Origin of the sequence: Streptomyces sp. NPDC002055 (assembly GCF_040296705.1) — a bacterium.
Lineage (GTDB): Bacteria > Actinomycetota > Actinomycetes > Streptomycetales > Streptomycetaceae > Streptomyces.
Genome location: NZ_JBEOXS010000028.1, coordinates 61372 through 75022, shown reverse-complemented (window position 1 = coordinate 75022; position 13651 = coordinate 61372). Strand labels below are relative to the sequence as shown.

Below are 13651 nucleotides of genomic sequence, written 5' to 3'. Positions count from 1 at the left end.
CGATGGTCGCCGAGTGACGAAGACGGCGCCCCGCCCGTACGCGCTGTACGGGCGGGGCGCCGTCGTGCCGGGGTGGGCCCGGGAACCGCGGTCAGCCGATCGGCAGGCCGGCGCCGGAACCGGAGGAGTTGATGTTGCCGACGGGCAGGCCGCCGAGCAGACCGGTCTGCGACCCCTTGCCCGCCTTCTTCTTGCCCTGAACACCCTGGACGTCCCGGGTGTTCTGCTGCTTCCGGGCGAGGTTGCCGTCGAGCGGGAGCCGGGACAGGGTCTGGTTCATGCTCTGGTCGAGGGCGCCCTCACTGGCACGGACGGCCTGCTGGCCTCCCGGCACGTCCTTGACCGCGTTCTCCACGGGCAGCTGGGTCTGCACACCGTCGGCGGCGGCGGTCCCGGCCGCGGCGACGGCGAAAGCGGCACCGAGCACGGCGGCACCGAGGGTCTTGGCGGTTCCCTGCTTCATGGAATTACGTCCTCGTGGTGGGGAGTCGTGAGCGGCACCGGGACTCGGGCAGACCGAAGAACGCGAGCCGTGACCGCGGGACTCCGCAACGTAGCCACTCCGCAGGGCACCCGCAAACATGCGAGGGGACCGGCCGGGTCGCGTGTCCCGGCCGGTCCCCTCGCTTCCGCTCCGCCCTACCGGTCGGAGCCGGAGGTGCTGGTGGCAGCCGGTTCGATGGCGGTCTGCCGGAACAGCCACTCGGACTTCAGCTCCGCGTACCCGGGCTTGATCACGTCATTGATCATGGCGAGCCGTTCATCGAAAGGAATGAACGCCGACTTCATCGCATTGACGGTGAACCACTGCATGTCGTCGAGGGTGTAGTGGAAGGTCTCCACCAGCCGCTCGAACTCGATGCTCATGCTGGTGCCGCTCATCAGCCGGTTGTCCGTGTTGACGGTGGCGCGGAAGTGGAGCTTCCGGAGCAGCCCGATCGGGTGCTCGGCGTACGAGGAGGCGGCGCCCGTCTGGAGGTTGGAGGTCGGGCACAGCTCCAGCGGGATGCGCTTGTCCCGAACGTACGAGGCCAGGCGGCCGAGCTTGACCGTGCCGCCCTCGGTGACCTCGATGTCGTCGATGATCCGGACGCCGTGGCCGAGCCGGTCGGCGCCGCACCACTGGAGCGCCTGCCAGATGGACGGCAGACCGAACGCCTCACCCGCGTGGATGGTGAAGTGGTTGTTCTCGCGCTTCAGGTACTCGAAGGCGTCGAGGTGGCGGGTGGGCGGGTAGCCGGCCTCCGCACCCGCGATGTCGAAGCCGACGACGCCCTGGTCGCGGTAGGCGTTGGCGAGTTCGGCGATCTCCAGGGCGCGGGCGGCGTGGCGCATCGCGGTGAGCAGGGCGCCCACCCGGATGCGGTTGCCGTCCTCGCGCGCCCGGCGCTCGCCCTCGCGGAAGCCCTCGTTCACGGCCTCGACGACCTCTTCGAGGCTGAGCCCGCCTTCGAGGTGCTGCTCGGGCGCGTAGCGGATCTCGGCGTACACGACGCCGTCCGCGGCGAGGTCCTCGGCGCACTCGGCGGCCACCCGGACCAGCGCCTCGCGCGTCTGCATGACGGCGCAGGTGTGCGCGAAGGTCTCCAGGTAGCGCTCCAGGGAGCCGGAGTCCGCGGCTTCCCGGAACCAGACGCCGAGCTTGTCGGGCTCGGTCTCCGGCAGCCCGTCGTAGCCCGTCTCGCGGGCCAGCTCGATGATCGTGCCGGGACGCAGACCACCGTCGAGGTGATCGTGCAGCAGCACCTTGGGGGCCCGGCGGATCTGGTCCGGACTGGGGGTGTTGGTGGTCTCGCTCGTCATTTCCGCACTCTAACGCCTACGCGCGTAGAGCACCCCGAACGATACGGAACGGTGACCCGCGCGCAGGGTGGTGTGCACCGGCGCGTCTGCCATCGTTCTGCCATGGCTCAGCAAGCAGTGCCGGTGCGGGGTGCCCGGCTGGGGCGGGCGGCGGGAGCGACCGGGGCGGACGCGACGGTCCACGGGGTGGTGCTGCTGCTTCCGGGCGGGCAGCCGGTGAGCACCCGGCGGCAGTCGCCGGTGACCGCCGCGGCGGCCCGGCCGCTGGCCCGGCGGCTGGCCCGGGCGGGGCGCGCCGACGGGCTGGTCACCCATGTGGTGCGGTACCGCTACCGCGGGTGGAACGGCGCCGCGTCCCACCCGGTGGAGGACGCCCGCTGGGCGGTGGACGAGGCGGTGCGGCGGTACGGCGATGTGCCCGTCTGTCTGGCCGGCACCGACATGGGCGCCCGCGCCGCCCTGCACGCCGCGGACCACACGGCCGTCAACTCCGTGCTGGCCCTGGCCCCTTGGCTGCCGCAGCAGGCGCGGGAGAGCCCGGCGGCCTCCGAGCCGGTGCGGCAGCTCGCGGGCCGGCACGTCCTGCTGGTCCACGGCACCGACGACGCACGGACCGATCCGGAGCTGTCCTACCGGCTGGCGGAGCGGGCGAAGAAGGTCAACCGTGACGTGTGCCGGTTCGAGGTCCACACCGACGGCCACGGCCTGACCCAGTACCGCGCCGAAGTGCTGGCCCTGGCCACGGACTTCGTGCTGGGCGCGGTCCTCGCCCGCGGTTTCTCCCGCCCGGTCGCCGACGCGCTGGCCGCTCCCCCGCCGCTGGGGCTGCGCATGCCGCTGGCGGCAGGCTTCCGGGCGTCGCTGCGGCGGTGACAGCGCGTGGCGACGGCCTTCGGTGTCGCTGCGGCGGTGAACGGCGTGTGGCGGCGGTTCGGGGCGTCGCCGCGACGGTGGAGCCGCGGGGCGGCATCCGGGGCACAGGGGCCCGTTCTCCGGCGCCGGGAGCGGGTCCGCTCCCGCCCACCGGCCGCTCCCGGTGGGCGGCGGGCCGTGCCGCGCTCCCCCGGGCCCGGCCCCCCTAAAGGGCGGGCAGCGCTTCGGACCACGCCCCCGGACCGGTCACCGTGCTAGTCTCGGGCCGAGTTGCAGTTGTGGTTCCCATCGAATCCAGGTGTTCTGGTCGGGTCTTTCGTCGGCGGGTTCATTTTGTGTACCGGCTCCCGAGCCGGGCGAGGCAATCATCTCGGCGACACGGGAGCCGCACGGTGCGGTTCCCGAGACAACCCCCGGAAAGGGACTGGCTATGGCAACCGGCACTGTGAAGTGGTTCAACTCCGAAAAGGGCTTCGGCTTCATCGAGCAGGACGGCGGCGGCCCCGACGTCTTCGCCCACTACTCGAACATCGCCGCTCAGGGCTTCCGTGAGCTGCTTGAGGGCCAGAAGGTCAGCTTCGACCTCACCCAGGGCCAGAAGGGCCCGCAGGCGGAGAACATCACCGCCCTCTGACGCCCCGCGCGTATTGGGGCCCGCACCCTGAGGTGCGGGCCCCAGGCATTTCCGCACGACTCGCACACCGGCACACCGCCGCACGAGGGCTGCCCCCTTCCCGGCAGCACCGCCCAGCAGCACCGCCCGGCCGCACGGCCCGGCCTCCGCCGTCCGGAGCGCCGGAGGCCGCCGCACCACGGAATGAATGTTCACCGCAATATTCACCGGCCGGCACCGGCCGTTTTCCGGCCGATCCATTCTCCGCATTCCACCCGGTTCGTTCCTGCGTTTTCCCGCGCCCGCCGCTGTCCGGGAATTCCTCGATACGTGCCGTATCGAGGAGGTTCCTATGAACCGAAAGTTCCGCCCGAAGGACCGTTCCGGCCGCCCCGCGGCCGATCCCGCACGTGGTTCCGGCAACCGCTCCCGCGCCGGGCGCGGGGCCGGACGGGGGTCCGGACGCCCGTCCGGGCGCTCCGGTGCGGGGCGTCAGGACTTCGCGCCGCCGGCCACCGTCACCCCGGGGCTCCCGCCCGCCGAGTCGTTCGCCGACCTGGACTTCCCGGCCGGACTGCACACGGCGCTGACCGCCGAGGGCGTGACCGAGCCCTTCCCGATCCAGGCGGCCACCCTGCCGGACGCGCTGGCCGGCCGGGACGTCCTGGGCCGCGGCCGCACCGGCTCGGGCAAGACCCTGGCCTTCGGGCTGGCCGTGCTGGCCCGTACCGCCGGGCAGCGCGCCGAGCCGCGCCAGCCGCTGGCGCTCGTCCTGGCCCCGACCAGGGAGCTCGCCCAGCAGGTCACCGAGGCGCTCACCCCGTACGCGAAGGCGCTGCGGCTGCGGCTGGCCACCGTCGTCGGCGGTATGTCGATCGGCCGCCAGGCCGGGGCGCTGCGCGGCGGGTGCGAGGTCGTCGTGGCCACCCCCGGGCGCCTCAAGGATCTGGTGGAGCGCGGCGACTGCCGGCTGGACCGGGTGGCTATCACGGTGCTGGACGAGGCCGACCAGATGACCGACATGGGCTTCATGCCGCAGGTCACCCACTTGCTCGACCAGGTGCGCCCGGACGGTCAGCGACTGCTCTTCTCGGCGACGCTGGACCGCAACGTCGACAAGCTGGTGCGCAACTACCTGCGGGACCCGGTGGTGCACTCCTCCGACCCGCTGGCCGCGACGGTGACCACGATGGAGCACCACCTGCTGCAGGTGCACGGTACCGACAAGTTCGCCACGGCCAACGAGATCGCCGCCCGCGACGGCCGGGTGATCATGTTCATGGACACCAAGCACAGCGTGGACCGGCTGGTCCGCCAGCTGCTGAGCAGCGGCGTCCGCGCCGCCGCCCTGCACGGCGGCAAGTCCCAGCCGCAGCGGACCCGCACCCTGGCCCAGTTCAAGGACGGGCACGTCAACGTGCTGGTGGCCACCAATGTCGCGGCCCGCGGCATCCACGTCGACGACCTCGACCTGGTGGTCAACATCGACCCGCCCGCCGACCACAAGGACTACCTGCACCGGGGCGGCCGTACGGCGCGCGCCGGCGGGTCCGGCCGCGTCGTCACCCTGGTGCTTCCGGAACAGCGGCGCTCCGTGGACCAGTTGATGCGGGACGCGGGCATCACCGCGACGACCACCCGGGTCCGTTCCGGCGAGGCCGAGCTGAGCCGGATCACCGGCGCCCGGACCCCGTCCGGCGTCCCGGTGACCATCACCGCGCCGGCCCCGGAGCGCCCCGCCCGGACCTCGCCCGCACGGCGCAGCCGGCGGAGCCGTCCCTCCCGCGGGCGGGGGCGTGCGTCATCGGGCAGGGCCGCGTAGGACGCCGGGGAGGGCCGTGCAGGACGCCGGGCGCGACGCGTGCCCGGTGAACCTCGAAGGAGGATCCATGGCTTCGCTCCACGCACCGCTTCCGCCGGACGGGACGGGCCCGACGGCCCGTGACGCCATGGCCGGGCCGGGGCCGCGCGCCGGCACCGGCCCGACGTCCGGCACCACCCTGCCCCCTCCGCTCGGTGCCCGCGCCGGCCGCCTCCTCGTCCGCGACGAGGACGGCCGGCGCACCGGCCCGGTGACCGGGGTCCGGCTCACCGGCCCGGTGACCGGAGTCCGGCTCACCGGCCCGGTGACCAGGGGCCGGCGCACCGGCCCGGAGGCCGGAGTCCGGCGCACCGTCCGGCAGGGCGAGTCCTGGCACCGGGAGAAGTCCCGGGCGTGGGGCATAGTCCACCACCGGGGGCCGTTCACCGATGCCACGGGGGCACCGGTGGCCGGGGACCACGCCCTGGGCGCACCCGCGCCCGAGGCATCCCCCGTGATCGACGAACACGGTTACGCACGGGGCGTTCTCGCCCTCTCACGATGCTCCTTTCCCGGGCCCGTCCCTCCCTCTGACGCCTGTGAGGCACCATGCGCTTCGTCATCGCCCGTTTCCCGTTCGATCTGATCAAGAGCGAAGTAGAGCAGTCGATGGAAGGCATCGCCCCCGAACCGGTCACGGGCGCGGCCGTGACGATCGGCCGACGCACCTACCCCGTCAAGCAGGTCGGGGCAGTGATCACCAAGCAGGACCGCCGCGACTTCACCGCCGGTGAGATGGTCCGGGCCCTGACCAAGCTCGGCTTCACCTGCCACGCCGCACCGCCCGTCAACCCGGCGGACGGCCTCTTCGGCCCCTCCGGGCCTTCCGGGGCCTCCGGGACGTCCGGGTCCTTCGGGACGTCCTGGCCGAACGGCTGACGCGTCCGTCGCACCCCGCGCGGGGAGGAACTGCCGGTCCATCACCGGCAGTTCCTCCCCGCGCGTGCGTCTGCGGGCGAGGCACCTCGCCCCGCGCCGCCGTACGCGCCTCAGCGCGGGATCAGCTGCCCCCGCCGGGACAGGAGGAAGCGCTTGAAGGCCGTCACCGGCGGGGTGTCGTGGTGGCCGTCCAGCCAGGCGACGCCGATCTCCCGGACGGCCCGCGGCGCCGTGACGGTGAGCTCCGCTACGCCCGGCCGGGGCACCGCCGGGGGCGGGAGGAGCGCCACGCCGAGGCCCGCCGCGACCAGGCCGCGCAGGGTCTCCGCCTCCTCGCCCTCGAAGGCGACCCGCGGGGTGAAGCCGGCCTCCGCGCAGAGGGCGTCGGTGATCCGGCGCAGTCCGTACCCCGGTTCCAGGGTCACGAAGAACTCGTCCGCGGCCTCCGCGAGCCGGACCCGGCGGCGGCCGGCGAGTCGGTGGTCCTCGGGGACCACGAGCCGCAGCTTCTGCTCGTCCAGCCGGCGGGCGACCAGGTCGGGCGCGTCCGGGACCGGTGAGGTCAGACAGAGGTCCAGGTCACCGGCGCGGAGCCGGTCGATCATCGCCTCGCCGTAGTTCTGGACGAGCTGGAAGCGGATCCGCGGATGGTCCGCGCGGAAGGTGCGGATCAGGCCCGGGACGGTCTCCGAGCCGAGGGTGTGCAGGAAGCCGAAGGCGACCTTGCCGCCGCCCGGGTCGGCGTCCGCGCGCACCGACTCGGCGGCCCGCTCGATCTCGGCGAGGGCCCGCTCGACCGTTCCCAGGAAGGCGCGGCCCGCCGGGGTCAGCGAGAGGGTGCGGCCGTGCCGGGCGAACAGAGCGACGCCCAGGTCCTGTTCGAGCCGGACCATGGCCCGGCTGAGCGTCGACTGCGGTACGGCCAGCTGGTGTGCGGCCCGGGTCACATGCTCGTGCCGGGCTACGCCCGCGAACTGGGCGAGACGCGGCGCGAGCAGCGCGGGCCAGGAATCCGCGTCCAGTTCGGCGACCGCTTCGCCGCCCGCCGCGGTTGTTGCCTGGATGTCTTTTTCGTTGCTGTTCAGTGACGTACGCGGTCGTGAGCTGCGATCATGCACCATGGGAACGATTATGCCGAGTTCATGCATTGGACGCATGAAACCTGGGTCCTTAGGTTGGACGCATGCCTCCCGCTGATACCGGGGCGTCCACCCTCCACGTGGGCGCCTCCACCGCGTCATCCCGTACCACCGATCCCGAAGCGACCAAGCTGCGCCCGGGCGGCCCCGGCTACCGCCGGATGAGCTTCGCCCTCTTCGCCGCCGGGGTCGCGACCTTCGCCCTCCTCTACTCCACCCAGGCCCTGCTGCCCGCCATCTCCGCCGCCTTCGGCGTGACGCCGGGCGCCGCGAGCTGGAGCGTCTCCGCCCCCACGGCGGGCCTGGCCCTGGCCGTCCTCCCGCTCAGCGCACTCTCCGAGCGATACGGCCGCCGGGCTGTCATGACCACCTCGCTCATGGTCGCCGCGGTCATCTCGCTGGTGGTGCCGCTCGCTCCGGACCTGGGCACGCTGATCGCGCTGCGCACCGTGCAGGGCGTGGCCCTCGCCGGAGTCCCGGCGTCCGCCATGGCCTACCTCGCCGAGGAGGTCCGGGCGAAGGCCCTGGTGAGCGCGATCGGGCTGTTCGTGGCCGGCAACGCCATCGGCGGCATGTCCGGACGCATCGTGACCGGCTGGGTGGCCCAGGCCTGGGGCTGGCGCGCCGGACTGGCCGCCGTCGGCCTGCTGGCCGTGCTGTGCGTCGCCGTCTACCGGATGCTGCTGCCGAAGGCCCGGCACTTCACTCCCACCACGGTGAGCCCGCGGGCGCTGGCCCGTACGGTCGGCGGGCATCTATCGGACCCACTGCTGCGACGGCTGTACTGCATCGGCGGGCTGTTCATGACCGTCTTCGGCGCGGTCTACACGGTGATCGGCTACCGCCTGACGGAGGCGCCGTTCAGCCTGCCGCAGGGCGTCGTCGGGTCGATCTTCCTGGTCTACCTGGTCGGCACGGTCTCCTCGGCCGCGGCCGGACGGCTCGTCGCCCGGCTCGGCCGGCGCGGCGCGCTGTACGCGGCGGTGGGCACCACCGCGGCCGGTCTGCTGCTGAGCCTCGGCAGCTCGCTGGTGTCGGTGGTACTCGGCCTGGTCCTGATCACGGCCGGCTTCTTCGCGGGGCACGCCGTGGCGTCCTCCTCGGTCAGCCGCGCCGCGACGACGGGCCGCGCCCAGGCCTCCGCGCTGTACCAGACCGCGTACTACCTGGGCAGCAGCCTGGGCGGCGCGCTGGGCGCCGTCGCCTTCCACGCCGGCGGCTGGTCCGCCACGGTGGTGCTCGGCCTGGTGGCCGTCGCGACCGCCGCGGGCATCACGCTGTACGCCACGCGCAAGGCCCTGGCCGAACGCCGGGCCCGCGCCGCGCACCCGGCGGGCTTCGCCCGGGCGGCCGGCTGACCCACCGCGCGGCGCCGCCGGCATAGGCCGCGCTCGCTCCACTCACAGCGCCGGGCTCTGGGGAGCCCGGCGCTTTGCGTTGCCCGGTGCTTTGCGTTGCGGCGCGGGGGCTTCGCGTTGCCCGGCGCTTTGCGTTGCGGCGCGGGGGCTTCGCGTTGCCCGGTGCTTCGCGTTGCACGGTGCTTCGCGTTGCGGTGGGCTCCGGAAGGCCCGGCGTTCTGCGTTACGGCGCGGGGCTTCGGGGCGCCTGGGCTGCGCGCTGCTCTCCTGTGCGGTCCCGACTCCCAGACGCTACGGGCCCGTTGTCCGACCCCGGTGGAACCATCGGCCGCATGCACAGCTACGACGTGACGCTCCTCCACACCAACTGGCCAGAGAAGGCGCCGGACTACTTCGCTCCACTCCGCGACGACCCGCCGCACGGATTCGCCTACTCGGACCGGACCTGGGAGTGCTACCCGGGCATCACCGGGCGCCGTGCCGCCCGGAGCCAGTTCCATGCCATCGCCGAGGTGGCCGCGGAGGCCGCCCGGAGCGGCGTCCTACTCAATGACGCCGGGGTCGAGAAGACCGGCGAATGGCTCGGCCACGACGAGAACCAGCAGGTCGTCGCCCATCTGTTGCTCATGGCCGCGCACCGTGCCGCCTACTGCGGTCTCGAGGTGCGGGATCTGACCGACTTTCTGCACGCGGTTTCACCGGCGGTCGGGCGGGCCGAGCCGGACGGGGATTCGGCATAGGCACTCCGTGCACTGTGAGCGCCCGGGGTCGCACCGTCCTTCTGGGGGTGCGGCCCCGGAAATGCAAATTCGGAGGGTCCTACCAACGCGTCAGGTCGTAAACGGCCAAACAGTAATGATCCACCGCATCCGACGGGTTGTACTCCAGCTGACCGCCAGAGAGCAGCATGGGCAGGGCAGCGGCCAGACCGGTGATGCCGACAGTGACCGCTCCGTTCTCGTCCTGGAGGGCGGCATCGAGACCGACGACACCGGGCAAATCGTCTCCGTCCACGTACAGGCGTACGGACCGCTCGTCGAGGAGCAGGAAACCGCGCAGTCGCAGCTCCTGTTCGCCCTCGTCGGCAGCCGGGCACAACGCGGCCACCGCGGCATGGAGGGCATCGGTGACGTGGAAGTCCGGCCCTTGCTCCAAGAGCCGCGTTGCTTCCGCGGCGGGCACGACGGGGATGCCGTGTGCCTCATGAGGGAGTGCGGGTGTGGACGGTTGGGCGTGCGCCCGGTCCCGCACCATGCGTCGCAGCAGCGCGGACAGTTCTTCGGCCGGGACGTTGCCGCCATGCCGACCGACCAGAGGGAGGTCGTAGGCCAACGAGCCTGCGAGATCACTGCCGTTCCAGACGACCACCCGGCCCACCTCCGGCGCCTCGGGCGGTGGCAGCACCCCGCGTACCAGAGGACCCGCCGCACCGAGTGCCGGTGCCGTGAACCTCAACATCTCGTGGACCAGCGACGCTTGCAGGCCCGCGAGGCTGTCTTTGCTCCAGTGCTGCATTCCGCCACATCCTCGTGAGTCGGCCGCGCTCAGGTGCTGTCTCGTCCTACAGGGCGAGATCGAGACCGACGACGCCAGGGGCGCAAGTGTGGTCACATACCCACTTCCGGCGACTGTCCGTGTTCCAGGTAGGCGGTCAGGCCGTTCGTTCGGGCCTCGATGCCAGCGGCGATTCGGCGTGCCAGGCGGGGGATGGTGAGTTCCGGCACCTGTTCGGCGCGGTGGAAGTCGTAGCCACGGAGCTCATCCGCTTGCAGTGCGATCTGTTGGCGGTGGTCTGCGCCGAGGCGGCCGCCGTCGAAGAGGTAGAGGACCTTGTCTCCCTCTCCCGGGTTCGGCGCCCAGTCGATGACGAGGAGGCGGCCGATGTGGGGATTGATGCCCAGTTCCTCCTGGACTTCGCGAACACAGGCTTGTCGGGGCGACTCACCCTGTTCGACATATCCACCGGGAATGTCCCGATAGTCCTTGTACGACGGCTCGACGAGGAGGACTCGACCGGCTTCATCGAAGAAGAGAGCGCCGGCCGCCATGCGCGGGTGGGCCATCTTCGCTTCGTGCTCGTTCTCGCTCACGGATTCGACTCTAGCTGCCTGCGACGATGCGGAGCCTGCGGGCCAAGTCAGCCACGGGACGGGACGGCCGACCTCTGGTACCGCGCATCCAGCCAATGACCAGTTCTCGGCTCATGTAGTGGTGGCGGACCTGTTCGGGGGCGACCTGTTCGGCTGCCAGCAGGACGGCCAGGGCTTCGTCAGTTCGGTTCCAGGCACTCAGCGCCCTGGCGACTTCGAGGCTGTGGCGGGCACGCCGTTCCACTGGCAGACCGTTGGTGTTGACTCGTGGGCCGAGATCCGCAGCAACTTGGATATCGCCGAGTTCGCCGGCAGCGGCTACACGATGTATGGCCACGTTGGTCGGGCCGAAAGCTGTCCACAAGTGGTTGGCATCGGCGCTGAGTCGCTGCGCGGTCTCGTCCGCTTCTCGGAGGAAGGTCTGCGTAGTTGTCCGGTCCTCTGCTCGCGCGGCAGCCATCGCCCCAGTGAGAAAGAGCGTGCCGTACACCGAGAGGTACTCTTCGCTTGCGTTGCCCAGCTCCGGCTGCATGACGGCTGCCGCGTCGTTCACCAAATGGATCGCTGCCGTGAAGCGTCCGGTGGCCAGGAGGCAGTGCGTGACCGCGCGGAAGAGTGAACCCATGACCTCGATTCGGCCGCTGTGCTGCGCGGCTGCAAGACCGCGGTCAGCGGCGATCCATGCCAGCTCGGGCTCACCGATCTTGCCCAGCACCATGGCTGCGCCGTGGTAGGCCAGAGCGAGTAGCGCATAAGCCTCCTCCCCCTCATGCCCCGAGTAGGCGTGGGATGCAGCGAGGGCGTCTGCCAGGAGGAAGGGAAGACGTCGAGTGGCGAAGCCATAGCGGGACGCCTGGTAGGCGTCGAGGACCTCGCCCAAGCTTCCGCGAAGGTCCAGGAGGGCAGGCAGCTCGCCATTGGGTGCAGCCCCCAGCAGGGGTGTGAGCTGCTTGTAGTCCATGAGTGCTTCGCGCAACGCGGAAACCGTGTGGTGGCCGCTGTCAGCCGACCATTCCATGAGAGTCGGTTCGGCGAGCAGGTCCCCGAGGGAGACATCGAGGGCGTCGGCGAGTGAGGTGATCACCGAGAGGCGATCGAGATCGATCCGATTGTTCTCCGCTTTGCTCAGCCAGTCCGTGGTACGGCCGACAAGGCCAGCGAGTACCTCTTGGGAGAGGCCGCGCCGGCGCCGGTACCAGGCGACGCGCTCACCGATGGTCAGGTTCTCTGTCATACCTCGCATGTCCTGATCATCACCTCGTGGCCGAAGTGACCCCGGAAGGATTTTCCGGGGTGTCGCTGGGCGCCCTGGCTACTGTCGCAGCAGGCCGAGAACATCGCTGGAAGATGTGCACAACTCGTCCTGCATAAGCCGACTTTTGCTAGCGATGCTCGCCTGTCCCACCCGTCTTCTCCAGGCAGAGAGATCGGAGATGGCAAAGCCATGAAGCCCGCACCGCAAGCCCCCGAAGGGGGCCAGGCCGTATCGGGGGCGTCCCGTGACCGTCGAGGCCGCCACTGGCTGGAGTCGTTGCCGGACTGGCTCACGGTCCGCGCGCTGGCGATCGACACGGTCAAGGACGCCGCGGGAGGGACAGCCGTGCCGTAGCACTCCGAGACCCGCCCACCACGCCCGGGTACCGCCGGAGGGTGGCGGGACGGAGTGGACGACCCGATCGACGATCTCCGACCGGCGCACGACCATCCGGCCATGTGAAGCCTCAGCAGCTGTGGCAGCGGTTCAAGTGGACCACCGGGGAGCTGCTTCCGCTGCGAAAGGCTTGATGTTGAGGTGATCGCCATCGGCTCCATCACCGTGGCGGCGTCCAGGTCGAGATCCACGCGTGCGGGAAGTGCGTTCCGGCCCGGAGTAACTCCACTGGGTGCTCATCGAACGAAGGTCTCGGCCACTTGGCCGAAATCTCTCTTCGGACCTCAACTGAAAAGGCACAGAAAGGGGTGTTCCGCCGCAGGTAACCTCAGGCGGACGAGGCGCTGAGCGCCCGTCATATGGCTTGCCTGATAGCTGAAAGGGAAACCGATGGCCCAGGATCAGGAAAACACTGTGGAGCGCACGCTCGTCCTCCTCAAGCCCGATGCGATGGTCCGCGGGTACGCCGGGAAGATCGTCGCCCGGTTCGAGGACTCGGCGCTGAAGATCGTCGGCATCAAGATGAAGCGGATGGACGCCGACTTCACCCGGCGCCACTACTTCGACCTGGAGGAGCGGCTCGGCGCCGACGTCTACAACCTCACGTCCACGTTCATGCAGCAGAGCCCGGTCATCGCGCTCGTGCTGGAGGGCTTCGACGCCGTCGCGACCGTGCGGAAGATCGTCGGCAGCACATACCCGAACGAGGCACCCGCCGGCACGGTCCGCGGCGACTTCTCGCACTACAGCCGGGGCGCCAGCGCGGCCTCCGGCAAGGCCGTCGCGAACCTGGTGCACGCCTCCGGCAACAAGGCCGAGGCCGACCAGGAGGTGGAGCTGTGGTTCGACAAGGACGAGCTGCACGACTACCGCACCCTGGCGGAGATCTTCACGTACTGAGCCCCAACCGATGTCACCTATCGGCTATCGACGCGTTGAACACCACCAGGCACCAACGTAGGAGAGAAGACGTCATGACCATCCCGACCCGCGTCGCCTCCGTGGCCGAGCTGGAGAGCATCTTCCATCAGGAGCTGGCCACCGACCGATGGGCCGCGACGGAGACTGCCTGCGCGCTCGCCTTCCGAAGCCGTGATACCGGCGACTGGAAGAAGTGCCGCGAGTGGGTGGCGCAGTGCCTCCGGCTGCTGGAGGGCTTCCCGGACGAGACCGAGGAGCAGGTGGCCACCAAACGCGTGTCCGTCGGTGGGGTGCCGCTCCCGAACTACCTGCACGAGGGCGTCGTGCGTGACCGCTTTGGCGAGCTCGCCTGACGCTCATCCCCTCCGGGCGGTGCGGCACGCGCCTGCGTACCGCACCGCCCGGACGCTCGATCAATCACACACCGCATTGAACTGAGCCAAGCCCCGCTCGCCTGGCTCGG

Annotated in this window: 16 protein-coding genes; 10 read left to right on the top strand and 6 right to left on the bottom strand. The window is 71.0% G+C overall.

What is annotated here, in order from left to right; genetic code table 11:
• Positions 1-91 precede the first annotated feature (91 nt).
• Entirely contained in the window at positions 92-463 is a 372-nt protein-coding gene (locus ABT112_RS19160; RefSeq protein WP_351511062.1) for a hypothetical protein, read from the bottom strand.
• Positions 464-639: 176 nt separating this feature from the next.
• Positions 640-1803 (bottom strand): adenosine deaminase, encoded by a 1164-nt coding sequence (locus tag ABT112_RS19155; RefSeq protein ID WP_351511061.1) that lies wholly within the window; start codon positions 1801-1803, stop codon positions 640-642.
• Positions 1804-1905: 102 nt separating this feature from the next.
• Between ABT112_RS19155 and ABT112_RS19150 the strand changes: the two genes are divergently transcribed.
• From ABT112_RS19150 to ABT112_RS19130, 5 genes are all read left to right on the top strand, one after another.
• A complete protein-coding gene (locus tag ABT112_RS19150) occupies positions 1906-2676 on the top strand; it encodes an alpha/beta hydrolase family protein (RefSeq protein WP_351511059.1) in 771 nt (256 codons plus the stop codon).
• A 430-nt stretch (positions 2677-3106) separates the two neighbouring features.
• Positions 3107-3310, top strand: coding sequence for a cold-shock protein (locus tag ABT112_RS19145; protein ID WP_351511057.1), 204 nt, complete (start codon positions 3107-3109; stop codon positions 3308-3310).
• A gap of 331 nt (positions 3311-3641) precedes the next feature.
• Positions 3642-5111: a DEAD/DEAH box helicase gene (locus ABT112_RS19140; RefSeq protein ID WP_351511055.1), complete on the top strand. Its 1470-nt coding sequence runs from the start codon at positions 3642-3644 to the stop codon at positions 5109-5111.
• 67 nt (positions 5112-5178) lie between these two features.
• Positions 5179-5736: a hypothetical protein gene (locus ABT112_RS19135; protein WP_351511053.1), complete on the top strand. Its 558-nt coding sequence runs from the start codon at positions 5179-5181 to the stop codon at positions 5734-5736.
• Entirely contained in the window at positions 5700-6029 is a 330-nt protein-coding gene (locus tag ABT112_RS19130) for an SCO5918 family protein (protein ID WP_351511051.1), read from the top strand. Before ABT112_RS19135 ends, ABT112_RS19130 begins: the two co-directional genes overlap by 37 nt.
• A 110-nt stretch (positions 6030-6139) precedes the next feature.
• On the opposite strand, the gene ABT112_RS19125 is transcribed toward ABT112_RS19130, so the two are convergent.
• Positions 6140-7150, bottom strand: coding sequence for a LysR family transcriptional regulator (locus ABT112_RS19125; protein ID WP_351511049.1), 1011 nt, complete (start codon positions 7148-7150; stop codon positions 6140-6142).
• Between the two features lie 62 nt (positions 7151-7212).
• On the opposite strand from ABT112_RS19125, the gene ABT112_RS19120 reads away from it, so the two are divergent.
• Complete coding sequence (locus ABT112_RS19120) at positions 7213-8526, top strand: MFS transporter (protein ID WP_351511047.1); 1314 nt, start codon at positions 7213-7215, stop codon at positions 8524-8526.
• 332 nt (positions 8527-8858) lie between these two features.
• Positions 8859-9266, top strand: coding sequence for a hypothetical protein (locus ABT112_RS19115; protein ID WP_351511045.1), 408 nt, complete (start codon positions 8859-8861; stop codon positions 9264-9266).
• 79 nt (positions 9267-9345) lie between these two features.
• Here the strand turns inward: ABT112_RS19115 and ABT112_RS19110 are convergent, their stop codons facing one another.
• The 3 genes from ABT112_RS19110 to ABT112_RS19100 form a co-directional block, all read right to left on the bottom strand.
• Positions 9346-10041, bottom strand: coding sequence for a hypothetical protein (locus tag ABT112_RS19110; RefSeq protein ID WP_351511043.1), 696 nt, complete (start codon positions 10039-10041; stop codon positions 9346-9348).
• A 92-nt stretch (positions 10042-10133) separates the two neighbouring features.
• Positions 10134-10616, bottom strand: coding sequence for an NUDIX domain-containing protein (locus ABT112_RS19105; RefSeq protein WP_351511041.1), 483 nt, complete (start codon positions 10614-10616; stop codon positions 10134-10136).
• A 10-nt stretch (positions 10617-10626) separates the two neighbouring features.
• On the bottom strand, positions 10627-11850 hold the full coding sequence (locus ABT112_RS19100; protein ID WP_351511039.1) for a helix-turn-helix domain-containing protein: 1224 nt from the start codon (positions 11848-11850) through the stop codon (positions 10627-10629).
• A 210-nt stretch (positions 11851-12060) separates the two neighbouring features.
• Here ABT112_RS19100 and ABT112_RS19095 point away from each other — a divergent pair, with 210 nt between their 5' ends.
• The 3 genes from ABT112_RS19095 (at position 12061) to ABT112_RS19085 (ending at position 13541) form a co-directional block, all read left to right on the top strand.
• Entirely contained in the window at positions 12061-12225 is a 165-nt protein-coding gene (locus ABT112_RS19095; protein ID WP_351511037.1) for a hypothetical protein, read from the top strand.
• Between the two features lie 432 nt (positions 12226-12657).
• Positions 12658-13167, top strand: a complete 510-nt coding sequence (locus tag ABT112_RS19090) for a nucleoside-diphosphate kinase (RefSeq protein WP_351511035.1) — start codon at positions 12658-12660, stop codon at positions 13165-13167.
• Between the two features lie 74 nt (positions 13168-13241).
• A complete protein-coding gene (locus ABT112_RS19085; RefSeq protein WP_351511033.1) occupies positions 13242-13541 on the top strand; it encodes a hypothetical protein in 300 nt (99 codons plus the stop codon).
• Positions 13542-13651: the final 110 nt, after the last annotated feature.